At 57.8% G+C, this 20,306-nt stretch carries 17 protein-coding genes; 16 read left to right on the forward strand and 1 reads right to left on the reverse strand.

Going from position 1 to position 20,306, the window contains the following annotated elements; all coding sequences use genetic code 11:
• The first annotated feature begins 54 nt into the window (after positions 1-54).
• The 12 genes from ROLI_RS06815 (at position 55) to ROLI_RS06870 (ending at position 14,673) form a co-directional block, all read left to right on the forward strand.
• Positions 55-987 carry an ABC transporter permease gene (locus ROLI_RS06815; protein WP_187431623.1) on the forward strand — a complete coding sequence of 311 codons (933 nt, stop codon included), beginning with the start codon at positions 55-57 and terminating at the stop codon, positions 985-987.
• Complete coding sequence (locus tag ROLI_RS06820) at positions 984-1,799, forward strand: ABC transporter permease (protein WP_187431624.1); 816 nt, start codon at positions 984-986, stop codon at positions 1,797-1,799. Before ROLI_RS06815 ends, ROLI_RS06820 begins: the two co-directional genes overlap by 4 nt.
• Before the next feature lie 17 nt (positions 1,800-1,816).
• A complete protein-coding gene (locus ROLI_RS06825; protein ID WP_187431625.1) occupies positions 1,817-2,911 on the forward strand; it encodes an ABC transporter ATP-binding protein in 1,095 nt (364 codons plus the stop codon).
• A 9-nt stretch (positions 2,912-2,920) separates the two neighbouring features.
• On the forward strand, positions 2,921-3,571 hold the full coding sequence (locus ROLI_RS06830; protein WP_187431626.1) for a TetR family transcriptional regulator C-terminal domain-containing protein: 651 nt from the start codon (positions 2,921-2,923) through the stop codon (positions 3,569-3,571).
• 29 nt (positions 3,572-3,600) lie between these two features.
• Entirely contained in the window at positions 3,601-4,953 is a 1,353-nt protein-coding gene (locus tag ROLI_RS06835; RefSeq protein ID WP_187431627.1) for an NAD(P)/FAD-dependent oxidoreductase, read from the forward strand.
• Positions 4,950-7,040: an FAD-dependent oxidoreductase gene (locus ROLI_RS06840; protein WP_222869659.1), complete on the forward strand. Its 2,091-nt coding sequence runs from the start codon at positions 4,950-4,952 to the stop codon at positions 7,038-7,040. Before ROLI_RS06835 ends, ROLI_RS06840 begins: the two co-directional genes overlap by 4 nt.
• A 12-nt stretch (positions 7,041-7,052) precedes the next feature.
• Entirely contained in the window at positions 7,053-9,614 is a 2,562-nt protein-coding gene (locus tag ROLI_RS06845) for an FAD-dependent oxidoreductase (protein WP_187431628.1), read from the forward strand.
• On the forward strand, positions 9,611-10,918 hold the full coding sequence (locus ROLI_RS06850) for an FAD-binding oxidoreductase (protein WP_316247489.1): 1,308 nt from the start codon (positions 9,611-9,613) through the stop codon (positions 10,916-10,918). Before ROLI_RS06845 ends, ROLI_RS06850 begins: the two co-directional genes overlap by 4 nt.
• 13 nt (positions 10,919-10,931) lie before the next feature.
• Positions 10,932-12,407 (forward strand): aldehyde dehydrogenase, encoded by a 1,476-nt coding sequence (locus ROLI_RS06855; protein WP_187431629.1) that lies wholly within the window; start codon positions 10,932-10,934, stop codon positions 12,405-12,407.
• Positions 12,408-12,488: 81 nt separating this feature from the next.
• On the forward strand, positions 12,489-13,190 hold the full coding sequence (locus tag ROLI_RS06860; protein WP_187431630.1) for a hypothetical protein: 702 nt from the start codon (positions 12,489-12,491) through the stop codon (positions 13,188-13,190).
• A gap of 106 nt (positions 13,191-13,296) precedes the next feature.
• Entirely contained in the window at positions 13,297-13,647 is a 351-nt protein-coding gene (locus ROLI_RS06865) for a hypothetical protein (RefSeq protein WP_187431631.1), read from the forward strand.
• Between the two features lie 393 nt (positions 13,648-14,040).
• Positions 14,041-14,673 carry a tyrosine-type recombinase/integrase gene (locus ROLI_RS06870; protein WP_187431644.1) on the forward strand — a complete coding sequence of 211 codons (633 nt, stop codon included), beginning with the start codon at positions 14,041-14,043 and terminating at the stop codon, positions 14,671-14,673.
• Positions 14,674-14,831: 158 nt separating this feature from the next.
• Here ROLI_RS06870 and ROLI_RS06875 read toward each other — a convergent pair whose 3' ends face one another.
• Entirely contained in the window at positions 14,832-15,695 is an 864-nt protein-coding gene (locus tag ROLI_RS06875; RefSeq protein ID WP_187431632.1) for a LysR family transcriptional regulator, read from the reverse strand.
• A gap of 107 nt (positions 15,696-15,802) precedes the next feature.
• Between ROLI_RS06875 and ROLI_RS06880 the strand changes: the two genes are divergently transcribed.
• The 4 genes from ROLI_RS06880 (at position 15,803) to ROLI_RS06895 (ending at position 20,258) form a co-directional block, all read left to right on the forward strand.
• Positions 15,803-16,957 carry an ABC transporter ATP-binding protein gene (locus ROLI_RS06880; protein WP_187431633.1) on the forward strand — a complete coding sequence of 385 codons (1,155 nt, stop codon included), beginning with the start codon at positions 15,803-15,805 and terminating at the stop codon, positions 16,955-16,957.
• A gap of 1 nt (position 16,958) precedes the next feature.
• A complete protein-coding gene (locus ROLI_RS06885; RefSeq protein ID WP_187431634.1) occupies positions 16,959-17,927 on the forward strand; it encodes a carbohydrate ABC transporter permease in 969 nt (322 codons plus the stop codon).
• Positions 17,927-18,889 carry a carbohydrate ABC transporter permease gene (locus ROLI_RS06890; RefSeq protein WP_187431635.1) on the forward strand — a complete coding sequence of 321 codons (963 nt, stop codon included), beginning with the start codon at positions 17,927-17,929 and terminating at the stop codon, positions 18,887-18,889. Before ROLI_RS06885 ends, ROLI_RS06890 begins: the two co-directional genes overlap by 1 nt.
• 121 nt (positions 18,890-19,010) lie before the next feature.
• Positions 19,011-20,258, forward strand: coding sequence for an ABC transporter substrate-binding protein (locus ROLI_RS06895; protein WP_187431636.1), 1,248 nt, complete (start codon positions 19,011-19,013; stop codon positions 20,256-20,258).
• Positions 20,259-20,306 lie beyond the last annotated feature (48 nt).

Raw genomic sequence — 20,306 nt, forward strand, 5'->3', positions numbered from 1 at the left:
CGAGCGCCCTGCAGAGTTGCGGGGCGCAAGCACAAGGGATCAAAGGAGCGACACATGAGCGACGCGGCCAGCACCGGCACTGCGACTTCATCAGGCAAGCCAAGGGCCAGCACAGGCTTTGCGGCGTTGTTTCATCGTAGCCCGACGCTGCGTGGCTATCTAATGTTGTCTCCGGCCCTGGTGATCATGGTCATCGGCGTGTTGCTGCCTTTTCTCATTCTCGTTGTGATGAGCTTTTGGACCCGCGAGGGGTTCGGTTTTGATACTACGATCACCGCTGCCAACTATGCGCGCGCCGCAAGCGAGCCAATATTCGGTGTGTTCCTCATACGCTCCTTTTGGGTGTCTGGCATTGCGACGATCGTGACTGTGCTGCTGTGCTATCCGATGGCGTACTACGTCGCGTTCCATGTCCACCGCCACAAGATGCTGTGGATCATCCTGATGACGCTCCCTTTCTGGACCAGCTATCTGCTGCGCGTTTTCGCGTGGAAGGTGATCTTGGGCTATGAGGGCGTGATCAATTCATCTTTGATGACCGCAGGACTGATCGAGGCACCGCTGGAGTTTCTGCTCTATAGCCAAACGGCGGTGATCATCGCCCTTGCGCATGCATGGGCAGCGTTTGCCATACTGCCGCTTTATGTTTCGCTTGAGAAAATTGACCGATCGCTGCTGGAGGCTGCCGCAGATCTGGGCGATGGCCCGGTCAAAAGGTTCCTGCGTATTACGCTCCCGCTGTCCCTGCCGGGGATCATTTCGGCAACTTTCCTGATCTTCATCCCCACAACGGGCGACTATATCACGCCAGCTTTGTTGGGCGGCCCCGATGGCGCCATGATCGGCAACCTTATTCAACTGCAGTTCGGGGCTGTGAACAACTGGCCCATGGGGGCCACGCTCTCGATCGTCCTGATGCTGTGGATCGCTGCGGTGGCGTTGGTATTCATCTTCGTCACCCGCAAGTCGAAGGAGAGCCTGATATGAGCGATGTCTCCTACATCAAGCGACCCAATCGGGTGCTGACGGTCTATGCCTATATCTTCCTGGTCGTGCTCTACATCCCGATCCTGTCGATCCCGCTGTTTGCATTTAACGACTCGATCTATGTGCGTTTCCCGCTGCAAGGTTTCACGACCCAGTGGTTCGGCCAGCTTTGGGCACGCGAGTCGCTGTGGGACGCTTTGGGCAACAGCCTGCGTGTGGGCATTTGCGTCGCAGTCATCTCCACCATGCTGGGGGTCCTCGCGGCGCGCGCCATAACGCGGTCGCGTCTGCCGGGGCAAAACGCAATTGTTGCCTTTGTGATGCTGCCTATCGTGATGCCGGGCATCATCTTTGGCGTGGCGCTTCTTGTCCTGCTCAGCCGTCTCGGCATCCCCTTGTCGCTCTATACCGTCGGCCTCGGTCACCTCGTCGTCTGCCTGCCCTTTGCGATCGCAACACTCCTGCCACGGTTTGAGGGGTTCGACAAATCGATGGAAGAGGCCTCCGCCGATCTAGGCGAAAACGGATGGTACACCTTCTGGCGCGTGACCTTTCCGATCGTTTTGCCCGGTGTCGTCGCCAGCCTGTTGCTGACCTTCACCATCTCGTTCGACGAAGTGATCATGGCCTTTTTCCTCACCGGTACCGAACCAACCTTGCCGATGTACATTTGGTCACAGCTGCGTTTCCCGCGCGAGTTTCCGTCCGTGCTCGCTCTATCTACCATCATTCTCTTGGTGTCGTTCATCCTTGTTTTTGTCGCTCTTTGGATCAGTCGAGTGGGACTGAACAAAGACGCCGGAAAACTCTAAACAGGAGCCATTGATCTATGACTGCAGCTCAAAGCTACATCACGATCCGAAATGTCGGCAAAAATTTCGGTGACTTCGAGGCCATCGAAAGCATCACGATGGACATCCGCGAAGGGGAGTTCTTTTCCCTTCTGGGCGCATCGGGATGCGGCAAGACGACCTTGCTGCGCATGCTGGGAGGTTTCGAGACACCGACGCGTGGCGAAATCCTGATCGACGGGCAGGCCATGAACGATGTGCCCCCGTTTGAACGGCCCGTGAACATGGTCTTTCAAAACTACGCCATTTTTCCCCACATGAATGTGCGCGACAACATCGGCTATGGGCTGCGCAAACTGAAACTGAGCCGGACGCAGCGCAATGACATGGTCGAGGAAATGCTGGATCTGGTCCAGCTTGGCGGTTACGGCGACCGCAAGTCTGACGAGCTTTCAGGCGGTCAACGTCAACGGATCGCGTTGGCCCGCGCACTGATCCTCAAGCCCAAAGTGCTGCTGCTAGATGAGCCCTTGGGCGCGCTTGACAAACAGCTGCGCGAGCAGATGCAGATCGAACTGCGCCGCCTGCAACGGACCATCGGCATTACCTTTGTCTTCGTCACCCACGATCAGGAGGAGGCGCTGACGCTCTCTGATCGCATCGCGGTGATGTCAGGCGGACAGGTGTTGCAAGTCGATACGCCCGACGGTCTGTACGAACGCCCGCGCACCCGCCAAGTAGCAAGTTTCATCGGCACCATGAATTTTCTCGAGGGCAAAGTGCTTTCCCGGGTGAACGGCCATGCAACGCTGGGCTTATCTGCACTGGGGGAGATCATAATGGATGCACCGTTGCCAGGCCTGAGCGCAGGCCAATCCGTGCCACTTGCCATCCGGCCTGAGAAAATCGAGTTGCTCAAAGAACCAAGCGAAGGGGCCGTGCAAGGTGCTCTGGAGCTCAAGACCTATCACGGCGAACGGTCCTATTATCAGGTGCGCGTTGAAGGACATGATGAACTGTTTTCCGTTTCCACCCAGAACGCGGGCCGGGCAAAGTTGCGCGCCCTAGAAGAAGGTGCGCCAGTGTGGATGAAGTGGCACGATGATGCGTTCATCGTATTGGACAAAGATTGAGAACAGACCATGGACGGAAACACAGATATCACATCGCGCCGGTTTGCCCCAAAAGAGGTACGCAAGCAGCAGCTGATTGACGCCACGCTCGCGGTGATCGCCGAAAAAGGGGTCTCTGGCACGACGACAACCCTGGTCACAAAGAAGGCCGGTCTGTCAGCAGGGCTCGTCAACTTGCATTTTGAGAACAAGGATAACCTCCTGAAGGCCACGCTTGAACATCTCGCGGTTGAACTGCGCGACTGCTGGCAAGCGGTGCACGAAGATACAACGCTTTCCCCCGCCGACAAGCTTTGGGGCATCATTCAGGCCTGTTTCCACCCCGAGGTCTGCACCATTGACAAAGTCCGGGTCTGGTTCGCCTTCTTCGGAGAGGCACCTTACCGCGCTTTTTACCGCGAGATGGTCAGCGGCTTTGACGATGAACGGGGTGATGCCATGGCCGCCTTGATTGTTCAGCTTGGCCAATCCGAAGACGATGCAGAGCGGACGTCAGACGCCATTGAATGTCTTGCTGATGGGTTGTGGCTCAATATGATGCTTTACCCCGACTGGTACGGTCTGGACAGCAGCCGAGCGCAGATCTGGAACTTCCTGTCGCTGCAGTTCCCCGCGCATTTCGGCGGGCCCGTTCCACAAGACCCGACAGGTGCTGCATGACCCAATTCCCTTTATCCCGGAGGACTTTCATGGCTGGTGTTCTTTCAACTGCCGCCCTTCCGACAGGCGCAAAATCGCTTCCCACCAATCCCGATGTCGTGATCATCGGTGCAGGCTCCGCCGGGATTGGCGCGGCGCGGCGATTGATGGCGGAAGGCCGCAGTGTTCTGGTGATTGAGGCTGCAAACCGGATTGGCGGTCGCGCGTTTACGGATACCGACACCTTTGGTGTGCCCTATGATCAGGGCTGTGCCTGGCTGCAGGGACCAAGGTCAATCCCGCATGTGGATGTGATTGATCGGATGGGCTTTACCAAGGTCAATCACAACCTCGCGGATGAGGCGTTCTACGTAGATGGCCGCCTCGCGAACTTTGATGAGAAATCGGCATATGAGCGGGCGCAATCTGCCCTCTACGATGACATTTGGGGCAAAGGCGATGTGGCCGCCGCTGACGTGATCCGCGACCGCCGCTTCATGCCGGCTGCCCTTACGTGGACCACCATGGGGCACGCGGTGGACATGGATGCGCTGTCGACTGCAGATGTGAACGCCTATGCCGAATACGAGGTCAACTATCTTGTCAAAGAGGGCTTAGGCAGCATCGTTCAGGAACTGGGCCGCGACATCCCGGTCAAGCTGAACTGTGCCGCCAACGCTATTGATTGGAGCGGTGAAGGTGTCACAGTGGAGACCACCGATGGCGCCATAAAGGCGGCGGCTTGTATCGTGACAGTTTCCACGGGCGTGCTGGCGTCCGGCGCGATCCGGTTTACTCCGGACCTGCCCGTCGAAAAGCAAGAGGCCGTTTCGGACGTGCCTATGGGCCTTTTCACCAAGATCGCGCTGCAATTCGATGGCGAACGCTTTGGCCTAACGGACAACAACTGGCTGAGCTATGACGTACCGAAAGAGCAAACGGGTCAGGGCTGCTACTTTGTTACGTGGCCCACCGGCACCGACCTTGCCGTTGGCATGCTGGGCGGTGACCACGCCTGGGACGTAACCAGCAAAGGCGCAGACGTCGCCATTGATCTCGCACTTGAGACCTTTGCCGGCCTTGTTGGCAATGATGCGCGCAAACATTTCATCAAAGGCCACATGAGCGATTGGCACACCAATCCCCACACCCTCGGGGCCTATTCAGCTGCGCGCCCCGGACGCTTTGCCGCCCGTGATGCGCTCAAAGCCCCACTGGGCCGCCGCGTGTTCTTTGCAGGCGAAGCGGTTGCTGTCCCGCTGGCAGGCCTGTGCTCGGGCGCACATCTGAGCGGTGAGGCGACGGCGGACGTCGTGCATGCAGTTCTCAGTGTCGATGGCGGCTGCGGCTCCTGCGACGCGCGGGGGCAAGCGAAACAAAAGCTGCAAGAGGTATCCGAATGACCAAGCATGATGCCGGCATAAAACCAACGGGCCGTAACCCGCGCTATGACATCCTGTTCGAGCCGGTTCAGATCGGCCCTGTGCGTACCAAGAACCGTTTCTATCAGGTGCCTCACTGCAATGGTATGGGCCATGCCTATCCGTCCTCCATGGCCGCGATGCGGGGTATGAAAGCTGAAGGCGGTTGGGGCGTGGTGTGCACCGAACAGGTCGAAATCCACCACACATCCGAGCTGACACCCGTCATCGAAGGACGTCTTTGGGATGACCGCGACATCCCCGTGATGGCGAAGATGTGTGATCAAATACACGAACACGGCGCGCTGGCGGGGATTGAACCCTGCTATGACGGGTTGGCGACGCCGAACCGATACAGCCGTGAGATCCCAATGGGCCCGTCTGCCCGCCCGGTCAGCTATCTTGAGCCGGTTCAGGGCCGTGCGATGGACAAGGCCGACATCCGCAACGTGCGTAGATGGTACGTCGATGCTGCAAAACGCGCGCAAAAGGCGGGTTTTGACATCGTCTATGTCTACGCGGGCCACGATTTGAATATCCTGTCGCATTTCCTGTCGCGCCGCTGGAACAATCGTGGCGATGAATACGGTGGCAGTCTGGAAAATCGCGTGCGTCTGCTGCGCGAGGTGCTGTCAGACACCAAGGATGCCGTGGGCGACACGTGCGGGATCGCCCTGCGCTTTGGCGTAGATGAGTTGATGGGCGCAGAGGGGCTCAGCCACCAAGGCGAAGGCCGTGATGTGGTTGAAATGCTCGCCGAATATCCTGACCTGTGGGATGTGAATGTCTCTGATTGGGACAACGATAGCATGACATCGCGGTTTGCGCAGTCTGGGTTTCAAGACAGCTATGTGTCTTTCGTGAAGAAGGTGACGTCCAAGCCCGTCTTGGGCGTGGGGCGCTACACCTCTCCTGATGCGATGGTTTCGCTGCTGCGCACAGGTGCGCTAGACCTGATTGGTGCCGCGCGGCCTTCAATCGCGGATCCCTTCCTGCCGAACAAAGTCGAAGAAGGTCGCATCGAAGACATCCGCGAATGCATCGGATGCAACATCTGCGTGTCCGCCGATTTCCACATGGTTCCTCTGCGCTGTACGCAAAACCCCACCATGGGAGAGGAATGGCGCAAGGGCTGGCATCCTGAAAAGATTGCAAAGGCCCACGCCGATGAAAGCGTTCTGGTGGTCGGCGGTGGTCCTTCGGGGTTGGAGGCTGCACGCGCCCTGGGCCAACGCGGCTATGCCGTGACACTCGCTGAAGCGGGTACTGTCTTGGGCGGCCGAGTGGCGCGCGAGGGGGCGCTGCCGGGTTTGGGTGAGTGGCGTCGTGTTATTGATTACCGACAGTACCAGATCAGCCAGATGGCGAATGTGCACACCTATCTGGAAAGCGCTTTGAGCGCACCAGATTTGCTGGAGTTCGGAGCGGATCATATCGTGATCGCCTCAGGGGCCAAATGGACCTCTGATGGTGTGGGCCGCGAGAACTACGCCCCTATCCCGATGGAAGACGGTGCACATGTGATGACACCAGATGACATCATGGACGGGAAAAGCGCTAAAGGACCGGTCGTGATCTTTGACGATGATCACTACTATATGGGCGGTGTGATCGCAGAACTGCTGCGCGATCAGGGGCTGGATGTGACCATTGTGACCCCAGCAGCAGATGTATCGCACTGGACGCATAACACCTTGGAACAAGGGCGCATTCAGTCAAAGCTGATGAAGATGGGCGTCAAGATCGTACCGCTGCATAATGTGGCGGCTGTCAAAGTGGATCTTGTAACGCTGGAGTGTGGCTATACCGAAGCCGAGCACCACATCGCCTGCGCGACCTTCATTCCCGTCACGATGCGCCAACCCGTCGATACGCTCTATAATGAGGCCGAATTGCTTTTGGCAGGCAAAGACGACGCTCCGACCCTGACCCGCATCGGTGATTGTTTTGGCCCCGGCACCATCGCGGCTGCTGTTTATGCCGGTCACCGCTACGCCCGCGCATTGGGTGAGGAAATCACCGACGACGTGCCATTCCGCCGCGAACTGCCCCATCTTGCCACCGAATAAGGACAAGACCACGTGACCCGAGACCCCCGCTACGACATTCTGTTTGACCCTCTCAAGATCGGTCCGGTCACGACCAGGAACCGTTTCTATCAGGTGCCTCATTGCACAGGCATGGGACATCTGCGCCCCCGAACCCTGGCCGCGATGCGGGGGGTCAAGGCGCAGGGCGGCTGGGGCGTGATCTGCACCGAATATAACTCGATCCACCCGTCCTCAGACGATCTGCCCGGCGTCTCGGCATCCCTTTGGGATGATAGCGACATCCGCGCGCATTCGGCGATGACGGACATGGTGCATGAACATGGTAGCCTCGCGGGGGCGGAGCTCTGGGTCTCCGGCGCGCGTTCCGCCAACCTTTATACCCGCGAAGTGCCCATGGATGTGACCAGCATGCCAAACGCCGTGGGTCATCCGTTTCAGACCCGTGCGATGGACAAGACAGACATCCGCAACCTGCGCCGCTGGCACCGCAAGGCAGCACTGCGCGCACGCGATGCAGGCTTCGACATCGTCTATGTCTACGCCACTCATGGCTACCTTCTGGCCAATTTCCTCGACCCACGGGCCAACACCCGCAGCGATGAATACGGTGGCAGCCTGGAAAACCGCGTGCGGCTGGTGCGTGAGCTGATCGAAGAAACCAAGGATGCCGTCGGTGATCGCTGCGGTGTCGCAGTGCGGTTCAAAGCGGACGAAACCATCGGCGCGGACGGCGCGCCCGAATACGGCGAACGCCACGAGATGTTCGAAATGCTGGCCGAATTGCCCGACCTATGGGACATCAACATCGCGGATTACTCGCTTGAAATGGGTGTGTCGCGCTTCACCCAGGAAGGATCGCTTGAACCCTACATGTCATGGGTGAAGTCGCGCACGACCAAGCCTGTTGTAACTGTGGGGCGCTACACCTCGCCCGATGCGATGGTGGGCCTGATCAAGCGCGGCGTGGCCGACCTGATTGGGGCGGCCCGCCCTTCGATTGCCGACCCTTACCTGCCCAAAAAGGTCGAAGAGGGCCGCCTTGAAGACATCCGTGAATGTATCGGCTGCAACATCTGCTATTCCGGCGACAGCACAGGCACGCCAATCCGCTGCACCCAGAACCCGACCATGGGGGAGGAATGGCGCAAAGGCTGGCATCCCGAGAAGGCGCCTGCGCAAGGCTCTGATGGCCAGGTCTTGATCGTCGGCGCTGGTCCTGCGGGGCTTGAGGCCGCTCGGGCTCTGGGCGCGCGGGGCTACAACGTGATGCTATCAGAAGCGACGCGAGAGCTGGGCGGTCGTGTTACCCGCGAAGCCAGCCTGCCCGGGATGAGCGCCTACATCCGGGTCCGCGATTACCGCGTGGGGCAATTGGACAAGATGCCCCATGTCGAGGTCTTCCGGGAAAGCCGCCTGACTGCACAAGATGTCTTTGACGTGGGCGCGGATCACGTGGGCATTGCCACCGGTGCCACATGGCGCCGCGACCGGTTTGACGGAAAGGCCTACGTGTCTGTGGCTGCCGAAGGCGTGCCTGTGCTAACGCCGGATGACATCATGGACGGCACATTGCCCGACGGTCCCACCGTGGTTTTCGATGGCGACAACTACTACATGGCCAGCGTCATTGCCGAACGCATTCGTCAAACCGGCGTGCATGTGACCTATGTGACGGAAGAAGACAGCGTGTCGGCCTGGGCTGGCATGACGTCAGAGCGTTGGCGCATTCGGTCGCGGTTGATCGAATTGGGGATTGAGATTGTGACAGCTCATAGCCTGAGCACATTCGATGGCGCGGCTGCGACGCTGGCGTGCAGCTACTCGGGCAAAACCCAGGAGATTGCAGCGACAAACGCGGTTCTTGTCACCCAACGCCAGCAGAACGATACCCTTTACCGTGAGATATTGGACCGTGTGGAAGGTGACGCGACACGGCTCCACTTTACCCTGCGCCGCATCGGCGATTGCGACGCGCCTGCGATCGTTGCGGCCGCTGTATATGCTGGGCATCGCTTTGCGATGGAGACGGATGCGGAGATCGATATCGACGTGCCTTTGAAACACGACCGGGTAGATGTGGGTGCCTTGCCGCCATCAAAGCTGGGAGTAGCCACGCCTGCCTATCTCGAAACGCTGCAACTCTACTATGAGGAAGAAATCGCAGGAGAGGCCTATTTTCTTGCTCTGGCGGCCCGCGTGGACACGCCCGAAGCTGCGGCACACCTGCGGCTTTTGGCAGAAGTCGAGCGCCATTGCGCCGCCATCGTCGCCCCCCTGCTCGCCAAGCACGGGCTGACCCCGCGTCCCACACCGCTGCTGGTGGATGAGGGCCGTGCAGATGCAGACAAAGGCCCCCAAACCTACAAGGAAATGATCGCCTACATGCGCATGACTTTCCCGGCTTACATCGATGACTTTGAGCGCCTGGAAAGCCTCGCACCCGCCGAAGACTTGGCCGTACTGAAACGCATGACTGAACATGAGGTCGTCGCCATCGAGTTCCTCGAACGCGAAGCGTCGGGTGCGGCGAACAGCGCCGAACCGCTCAGCCGGTTCCTCAGCACCCCCGTTGGAACTTTGGGTGCGGCGTGAAACAGGACCGGATCATCCAGAACGAACGCGCGCCGCTTGCCGCGAGCCTGTGGGCCGCGACGGCAAATGACGCGCCGGACCGCCCCGCCTTGCACGGGGGCGCAGAAGCGGATGTCGTGGTGATTGGCGCAGGGTTCACAGGACTGTCTGCTGCACTGCATTTGGCCGAGGCGGGCAAATGCGTGATCGTGTTGGAAGCCGAAACACCTGGCTGGGGTGCCTCTGGCCGCAACGGGGGGCAAGTGAACCCCGGGCTCAAAGCTGATCCAGATCAGACTGAGGCCGAACATAGGCGTGACATCGGCGGGCGCATGGTCGCGGCTTCTGCTGTGGCTGGCGATCTGGTCTTTGGCCTCATCAAAAAATACGGGATCGACTGCGACGCAAACCGCTGTGGCTGGGTGCGTTCCGCCACCTCCGCCAGTACTTTGGCAGCACTCAGCGAAACGGGCCGCCAGTGGCGCGCGCGTGGGCACGCGGTGGATGAGATCGACGCCGATGAAATGGCGCGCCTGCTGGGCGTCAGGCACTATGTCGGCGGTTTGATCGACCGGCGCGGCGGCAACCTGCACCCGCTGAATTACGCGCTGGGGCTTGCCGCGGCGGCTGAGAGAGCGGGGGCGAAAATCCACGGGCAAAGCCGCGTGAAACAGATGAACAGCGATGCCGACAGCATCACCGTCACGACCGACACAGGCAGCGTCACCGCTGGCAAAGCGTTGATCTGCACGAATGCCTATACAGGGCCGCTCGCCGATCCACTTGGTCAGACCGTGGTGCCGGTGACCTCGGTGCAAGTGGCGACGGAGCCGCTTTCTGACAACGTTGCGCACTCCATCCTACCGGAGGGCCATTCGCCCTCAGACACCCGCCGGTTGTTGGTTTATTTCCGCAAAGATGCACATGGCCGATTTATCATGGGCGGTCGCGGTGCGTTGAGCGACAAACATGTGCTGGACCGCCAGCAAGCGCTTCGCGATGTCGCGTTGGACCTGTACCCTCAGTTGGACGACGCTAAATGGCGCTACGCCTGGGGTGGCGATGTGGCGCTTACGCGCAGCCACGCCCCCGGATTACATAAGATCGCCCCGAACGCGATGGCCGGGATCGGCTTTAACGGGCGTGGCGTGGGCATGGCCACCGTGATGGGCCGCATCCTCGCGGATTGGGCCGCTGGATGTCCCGAGGACGCCCTCGACTATCCCGTCACGCGCCCCCAGCCCATCCCGTTTCACCGTTTCCGCCGCATCGGACTGGGCGCTACTGTCGCCCTTTTCGGCATACTCGACCGCTTTAGCCCCTAAAAGGAGAGACCCCATGAACGTTCAGACCGATTTCACCAAGGACCTGTCCCTGCCCAGCGGCATCTTCATTGATGGCAGGTATACGGCCAGTGCAGCAGGCCAAATGTTCGAGACGACGAACCCTTTCAATGGCGATACCATTGCGCGCCTGCCATCCTGCGATGCCTCCGACGTGGACGCGGCTGTTGCTTCGGCGCGCGCTGCCTTCAAATCGGGTGTCTGGTCTGGCCTGCATCCCACAGAGCGCAAAGTCGTGCTGTGCAAGCTTGCTGATCTCATTATGGAAAACGTGGATGAGTTGGCGACAATGGAAGCCCTTGATGCAGGAAAGCCGATCACGGATTGCAGGGAAATCGACGTGCCAGAGACCGCCAACTGTATCCGCTGGCACGGTGAGGCTCAGGACAAACTCTATGATCAGATTGCACCCTCATCGCCTGACGCTGTGGCGATGATCGTGCGCGAACCCGTGGGCGTGGTTGCTGCCGTACTGCCGTGGAACTTTCCACTGCTGATGATGGCATGGAAAATCGGTCCTGCCTTGGCGACCGGCAATTCGGTGGTGGTAAAGCCCGCTGAGCAAACCAGCCTGACCGCCCTGCGCCTTGCCGAACTGGCCGTCGAGGCTGGCGTGCCACCGGGTGTGTTGAATGTTATCACAGGCTTTGGTCCAGAGGTGGGCGAGCCGCTGGGGCGGCACATGGATGTGAATGCACTGACATTCACAGGCTCAACCGCGACGGGGCGCAGGTTTCTTGAATACGCAGCCCAGTCCAACCTCAAAGAAGTCTGTCTGGAGATGGGCGGCAAGAGCGCCGCAGTGATCTTGAGCGATGCCGCCGACATCCCCCGTATTGCACAAATCCAGTCTGAAGCGATTTTTTGGAACATGGGGGAAAACTGCACTGCAAACAGCCGGATCATCGCGCACAAGGACGTTTATGACGAGGTTGTCAACGAAATGACCAAAGCCGCCGCAGGTTGGAAAGTCGGCGATCAGATGGATGTCGATACTCAGAACGGCCCGTTGGTGAGCGATGAACATTACGCCAAAGTCTCTGGATTGGTTGAAACGGGCAAATCGCAGGGTGCCAAAGTCGCGCACGGCGGCGAAGGAGCGGGCGGGCTATTGTTCCAGCCGACTGTCTTTGCCGATGTCACCAGAGACATGGACATCTTTCAACAAGAGATTTTCGGCCCAGTGGTTGCTGTGACCCGCGCGGAAACCGACGAAGAAGCCATCGAGCTTGCCAATCAAACCCAATATGGACTGGCAGCGACGCTCTACACGCAAAGTATCTCCAAGGCGCATAAATACGCCCGCAAGTTGGAGGCCGGAACCGTTGGTGTGAACGCCTATTCAGAGGGTGAAATAAGCACGCCCTTTGGCGGCTTCAAAGCTTCAGGCTTTGGCGGTCGCGACAACGGCATTCACGCACATGAGCAATACACAGAACTCAAGACCATCTGGATTGATCTGACCGCTTGATCCTCTGAGTAAAGAACGCGGCTGGCATCAGACGATGCTGGTGCGCCAAAACCAAATTTACCCAAAAAGGAAGAATGAAAAATGAAGCACCATCTTATTGCGGCCGCCATTGGCACAACGGCGATATCTGTTCCATCATCCTCGTACGCATTGGACTACTTGTTCGGCGGGGTGTCAGCCATGTCGGAGTATGTCTCTCAGGGATTGGAGCTTTCTGACGGGCTCTCAGCACTCACTTACCTCGAGGGCGGCTTGTCTGGTTTCTACCTCGGCGCATATTATCAGACTGCGGATGAGGATTTCGCGGGCTATGACTGGGAAGCTGGCCCTTATGTCGGTTATCGCGGCGCTCTTGGAAGCTTCTCATACGACGCATCTGTCTATCACTATGAATTCAGCGATGACGTAGACAGTTATCAGGAGCTCATTCTGCAAGCGTCTTACGCAGTGACCGACGCAATCTCTGTCGGAGCATATTACGGATACGCCGAAGACTTGGGTCCGTTTACCGATCAACAAGACGAATGGCGCGTGAGTGCATCATATGCAACTGGCTGGAATGACGTGACCCTCGTTGCAGAGTACGGAAATGCTGACTTTGATTTCGGTGAGTTCGGAAGCTCAGATTGGGATTTTTGGTCGATCGGGGCTGACATTCCGTTCGCCGACAACTGGCGTGCGGAGTTGCGGTACAACTCATCAGATGCCGAAGATGGCGTAGATGGTTTTGCCGCGGACGATTTGTTCACAATTGCGATCGCTGTAGATTTCAGCCTGCGCTGAGTTCGACGCACACCTTGCCGCGCCGTCTGGCCTAATCCGACACATCCGCCCGTCGACGCAAGACCCTGGCGCGGCAAACACACGCATCAACTTTGAGGAGGCCCTTATGTTGAATTATAAATCACTGGCGATCGCGATTTGCGCAACCCTTACATCTTTGGTCTTTGTGCCATCACCCGCTGACGCTCAGCAAATAAGCGGTGCCGAGTTCACGAGCACTCATTCGGGGCGCTGCGTCGCATATTCTGGCCCATCCGTCGGAACGCAGTGTTTCGCCGCCGACGGCACCACAAATTACGATGATCGGAGCTATGGTAAAGATACCGGTCATTGGGAAGTGCGCGGCAACGACGTTTGCACCAACTGGAAGAAAGAACCGGGCTGGGATTGTGGGCCAGTCTCAAAAGCCGATTCAAACTCATTCAGTGATGGTGAATACACTTGGCAGCTGAATTGAAGGGGAATTGATCCTGGCACGTCGCTTGCAGTTTTCTTCTGGCGAGAGGGCTGATACCCCGCTTTTTTAGCGGCTATTATTTTGGTGAATAGTAGTGTTTTTTCGGTTCCCGACCTGAACATTCGACCGCGGCACCATAACTCGCCATGCAGGAATGGCGGCTTTGTTTGTTGCGTGACGTGCCTCGGTTTGCGATCACGCAACATTTCTTACGCAGCAAGTGTCCACCAAAAAAATTCAACACTTCTGCTACGGGCTCAGAGCGGCCTAATGCGTTTCCAGAAACGCCGCTTGCTGGCGACTTCGCACAACGGCCATTCAACTACATGGTATGATCGCTTTGTCAGCGCTGTGCTGATGTCTGGGCATGGAGGGGGGATTGGAGGGCATATGATGCCAAGAGTCCAACTTCCCGCAGTCACCCCGAAACCAAGAGCCTGGAACAAGGGGCGCATAATAGGTCAGAAACGACCCCTGCTTCCCAAACAGGTTTGGGCCATCCGTGCCCGGCTCGAACTTGCGGGCTACCTACGCGACCTGTCGCTGTTCAACGTTGCGATCGATAGCAAGTTGCGTGGCTGCGATCTGGTCAAACTCGCCGTGTTAGATTTGGTTAAAGATGACCGCGTTCGCGAGCGAGTGTCGGTGATCCAGAGCAAAACCAAGAAACCGGTTCAATTCGAACTGACTGAAAATACGAGAGAAACAGTCATTTCATGGGTAAGATCACCTGAGATGATCGGGTGTCGGTTCATGTTTCCGAGCCGTTTCCATGACCGCCCGCATATCTCAACACGTCAATACGGTCGACTTGTGCGTGACTGGGTGACAGCGATTGGTCTGGAACCCAGTGGATACGGCACACACTCAATGCGCCGCACCAAAGCAGCTGAAATTTACCGCAAGACCGGCAACCTTCGCGCTGTTCAATTGCTACTTGGCCATACAAAGGTTGATAGCACAGTGCGCTATCTTGGCGTTGAGCTGGAAGATGCCCTGAGTATTGCTGAGCACATCGACATCTGAACGAAGTTGGCTTGCGGCTACTGCCGTTGGCCAATCCAGACCAGGCCTTCGTACATCCTGAAGTAGTTGGCAGGACTAAGCCCAAACTGACCAATGCTGCACGAGGCACGAGCGGCTGCTCTTGGTATCCGTAGCGAAGCCGGACGCTCAGTGGGTTCTCATTCAATGGCGGCGTTAATGAATTCTGAAACGAGCTTCAACCGCGTACGGTCTTTCGTGGCGATAAGAGACGTGTTCCGGGCTTCAGGCATTTCCTCGATGTCAATTTCGCAAAGATTGTCTCTGATGAGGCTGCTGTTTTGCAAGAACAACGCGACGCCAATTCCCTGCAACACCGCTTCGCACATCAAGGGGAAGGTTGTCATTATGGCTATGCGGTTCAGCGATATGGTGTTGCGATCGCAGGCTTGATCCAGCAAGCGGCGCGTGAGTGACCCTTTTTCTGGCACAATGACAGTCTCTTCTTCAAGCTCGGCCAGTGAAATCTTGGTCCGCTTTGCGAATGGGTGGTCGCGGCGGCAATAGATCACATAACGCGCGCTTTCGATGTGAATCCTTTCCCAATACTCATGTTCGGGCGCATCCGTGATCAAGCCCACGTCCGCAAGGCGGTTGCTGATCATTGATTTGGCAGTCGTCCAATCGTAAAGCCCGAAATCGACGCGAATATCGGGAAACCGGCGCTGAAACCGCGCGATGATCTTCAGCGCGGGTTGTGGCGCATTTCCGATAATCTTGAGGCGGCCCTCTTTCATGGCATTAAACCCTTCAAGCCGCTCGGTGACCTCTGCGCTCAGGGCGACCATGCGGTCTGCCAGATTGTAAAAAGCCTGTCCGGTTGGGGTCAGTTCCACCCCATCCCGACCGCGCAGCAAAAGAAGCGTCCCGACACCTTTTTCAAGGTTCGCTATGTGTTGCGTAATCGTGGACTGGGTGACGTTCAGCCGTGTTGCGGCGGCAGAAAAGCTTCCTTCGCGGACAACATATGCAAAGGCTTCGAATTGATGGTGGTTGGGACGCATGATCTTTCCTTTTGCCCCCAACATAGGACCCATCGGTTTCACTAATATGACGACACAAAACTGTTGTGCTGACCGCCTATTGATTGGCTGTACCAAGGGGGAATCACATGTCAGACCTGCAGATCGCATCTGTTACCAAGGACTTCGGCGAGACTTCCGTTTTGAAAGGGGTGACCCTTGATGTGAAGGATGGAGAGTTCATTTCATTGGTGGGGCCTTCTGGCTGCGGGAAATCGACTCTGTTGCGGATCATCGCCGGGCTGGAAACGCCCACGAGTGGCAACATCTCGATCGGCGGGACAGATGTGACACAGCTCCGTGCGGCGGATCGCAATCTGTCGATGGTGTTTCAATCATACGCACTTTATCCGCATTTGACAGTGGCCGAGAATATCGCCGTGCCTTTGCAGATGCGCCAAATGACAACGCTGCAGCGTTTACCCGTGCTGGGCGGTGTGATGCCCGGAGCGCGGACGCAACAGCACGATATTGCGCAAGCAGTCCGGCATGCGGCCGAGATGCTTGAAATCGGCGCCCTTATAGATCGCAAGCCCGGGCAATTGTCGGGCGGGCAGCGACAGCGCGTAGCATTGGGCCGCGCTCTGGTGCGCGATCCCGCGGCGTTTTTGCTGGATGAGCCACTGTCGAACCTTGATGCCAAGCTGCGTGTGCAGACCCGTGCCGAGATTGCCGAGCTGCACCGCCGCCTGAAGGCCACATTCATTTATGTCACCCACGATCAGGTTGAAGCCATGACTATGTCTGACCGTATTGCAGTGATGATGGACGGTGAAATCCTGCAATGTGCGGCCCCCGATGTGATCTATGAAGACCCCGATGACATTCGCGTGGCCGAATTCATCGGCTCGCCCAAGATCAATATCTTGCCGGTGGAGCGCAACGGCACGGAGCTGACCGTTTTTGATCAGGTTTTGACCTCTCGTTTTTCCGTCGACAGCCCAAAGGTCATTCAATTGGGTCTGCGCCCCGAAGCCCTGCGATTGTCTCAATCCGCGCCACTTCTTACCGGACGGGTTGTGCATTTCGAAAACCTTGGGTCCGAGATCTTTGCCCAAGTTGCCCTGAACAGCAATGGGTCGCGTGTGACTTTGCGGGCCATGCCGGCGCAGCGGCAGAGTTTGGGGCTGGGTACGCAGGTCGGTCTGACCTTTGATCTGAGCGCAGCCATGATATTCGACGCTGAGGGCGCGCGTTTGCGCCGCGCCGAACTTGCCACCAACCGCACACCTGAGGTGGCCTGAAATGACGGTCGTGGGTCCCGGCGTCACCAGTGTCGCCAAAGCCAAACCTGACAACAGCCAAGCGCGCGCTGGCTGGGGGTTGGTCGCGCCTGCCTTGACGCTGATGGCCTTAATCCTACTGGTGCCGATCATCGTGGCGGGTGTCCTGTCTTTCACCAATTATTCATTGGGCAATCCCGGCTTCGATTGGGTCGGAGTGCAGAACTACGAGCGTCTGTTCACCCGTTCGACTTACCAAAAGATGTTTGTTGCGACCTTTACCTACGTGATCACCGTGGTGCCCATTTCCGTGGGTCTTGGCCTTGGGGCGGCCTTGCTTGTCCATTCGTTGGGCCGGATTGGAGACATCTACAAGACGATCTACTTCCTGCCGGTGATGGCCACGCTGTTGGCTATGGCAATTGCATGGGAATTCATGCTGCACCCGACCATTGGCATGGTGAACCGCACGTTGGAATTGACCTGCGGGACGTGGTTTGAGGCGTTGCCCTTCTTTGCAAATGGCTGCGCCGAGGGCTTCCCTTTGTGGCTGGGGGATCGTGACTACGCGATCTGGGTGGTTTGTTTCATCGGCATCTGGCAGGGGTTTGGTTTCAACATGGTGTTGTTTTTGGCCGGTCTGACGTCGGTGCACCGCGAACTCTACCACGCGGCCGAAATGGATGGGGCCCGCTCCGCTTGGGAGAGATTTCGACTGGTGACATGGCCCGCCCTTGGGCCAACCACGGTCTTTGTCGTCACCATTTCTTGCATACGCGCCTTTCAAGTCTTTGACACCATCGAGGCCTTCTGGCCGCAGGGCGGTGGGCCGAACAAATCCGCATACGTGATGATGTTCGCGATCTTCGAGAAGGGCATTCAGCAAAACCTGATCGGGATCGGCTCGGCCATCACCATGTTGTTCTTGCTGTTCGTCATGTTTCTAACTCTTATCCAGCGCTGGCTGGTCGAACGCAAGGTGCACTACTGATGACCCGCGATTGGTGGAAACATATGGTGCTGATCCTTGGTGCGGTAATCGTGCTAGCGCCGTTTTATATGATGGTCAGCTATTCGTTCAAAAGTCCCGGCGAAATCGACCGTGGTGAAGGTGGGTTCTTTGGCCGCCAAGAGATGATGATCGACCCACGCTGCGTCGCCCTTCGTCAACCCGATCGCGCCGACATCGAAGCCGCCCGCGCGCGGTTTGCGGGCCAAGACGACGCCAGCGTGCAGGCCCATCTTTTGGCCGAGACCGAGGCAGATTGTTCCATGCGCCCGGTTGTGTTCAACTATTCCAAAGCTTTCACCGAAGCGCCGCTTATCCGCTATCTGCTTAATGGCGTAATCGTCACCGTGTCGATCTTTCTGATCCAAATTGTTGTGGCCCTGCCAGCTGCCTACGCGCTGTCAAAGCTGAAATTCTGGGGGCGCGATGCGGTTTTCGGGTTGGTCCTGTTCTGCCTGTTAATACCCGTCCATGCCATTGCCCTGCCGCTGTATATCGGGCTGGCAAAACTTGGGCTGACCAACACATACGCCGCTCTTGTCGTGCCGTGGACGATCTCGGTCTTTGGGATCTTCCTGATGCGCCAGTTTTTTATGACTGTGCCTGACGATCTGATTGACGCGGCGCGGATGGACGGCATGTCCGAGCTGGCCATCGTTTGGCGGGTCATGTTGCCCACGGCAATCCCAGCGCTTTTGGCTTTCGCGATCTTCTCGGTGGTGGCCCATTGGAATGACTATTTCTGGCCGCGCATCGTTGTGACCGGAAACCGCGATCTCTTCACACCGCCACTGGGCCTGCGCGAATTCAAGGGCGATGGGGACGGTTCGTTCTTTGGTCCGATGATGGCCACGGCCACCGTTATCGTCACACCGCTGATCGTCGCGTTTTTGCTGGCCCAACGCCGCTTTATCGAAGGAATCACGCTGTCTGGAATGAAGTAGGGCGCGCCTTGGCGCGCCCTACCCATAGCCCCGCAAGGGGATAATCGCCTCCCCACACGGGGAATATCATTGGGGCCTGCCAACCGCCAAACCGTCAGCCCCGACAACTGGAGTAAATGTAATGAAAAATACCTTAACTGCAATGGCTTTGGCCCTTTCTGCTACCGCCGTTTTCGCCGAGGACAAGGTGACGATCGAGTTCGCCTACCCCTACAGCCACCTCTTCGATGTGACCTATGAGGCGATGATGCCTGCTTTCCAGGCGGCGCATCCGAATATCGAGGTTAAGTTCCGCGCCACTTATGAATCCTATGAGGACGCCACCAACACAGTCCTGCGCGAAGCCGTTGCTGGCAATCTGCCGGATGTTTCCATGCAGGGCCTGAACCGCCAAGCGCCGCTGGTCGACAAAGGCATAGCACAGTCGCTGGCCCCGTTCATTGCTGCAGAGGCCGATTTCGAAACAGAGGGCTACCACGAAGCCATGCTGTCTTTGTCGACCTTCGACGACGAAGTCTACGGCCTGCCGTTCTCGATCTCGCTACCAGTTGGCTACTACAATATGGACATCCTGCGCGAAGGCGGCATCACCGAACTGCCGACAACATGGGACGAGGTCATTTCTGCCTGCAAGACCATGAAAGCCAATGGCGTTGACAACCCGATTTTCTGGGGCTGGAACATCACTGGCAACTGGTTCGTGCAGGCTCTGTTGTGGAGCCAGGACAAAGCGATTGTCGAAGACGGCCGTGTGACCATGGACAGCCCTGAGGCGCTGGTTGCACTGGAACAGATGCAGGAAATCTTTACTGAATGTGAAATGCAAAACCTTGAATGGAAGGCCGCATTGTCGTCCTTCTCCGCTGGTGATGTCGGCATGATGTTTTGGTCCACTTCAGCCCTTGGCGCGGTTGAGCGCAGCCAAGGTGATTTCGAACTCGTGACCGGCCCATTCCCTGGCCTCGACGGTGCGCCGATGGGGCTACCTGCGGGTGGTAATGCGGCGATGCTGACCTCAACCTCCGAAGACCCTGCCGTGCGTGAAGCCGCTTGGACATGGCTGAAGTTCATCACCTCCGGTGAGGGCGCAGCCCAGGTCGCCATGACAACCGGTTACATGCCCCCCAACAAGGCGGCCAACGAGATCATTCTGGCCGACTTCTACGAACAGAACCCCAACAAGCAGACCGCCGTTGACCAGCTACCGCTGCTGCGCGACTGGCTGGCCTATCCCGGCGACAACGGCTTGGCGATCACGCAGGTGATCTATGACGGGATCGAACGCATCGTCACCGGCGACGCCACCGACATGCAAGAACTGCAAGAAGAGCTGGTCGAAGAAATCGCTGACCTTTTGCCAAACGGCTAAACCAACCTCTGGTCGCCCTTTCGGGGGCGGCCAGATCTCTTTTCTAGA

Source organism: Roseobacter fucihabitans (assembly GCF_014337925.2).
Classification (GTDB): Bacteria; Pseudomonadota; Alphaproteobacteria; order Rhodobacterales; family Rhodobacteraceae; genus Roseobacter; species Roseobacter fucihabitans.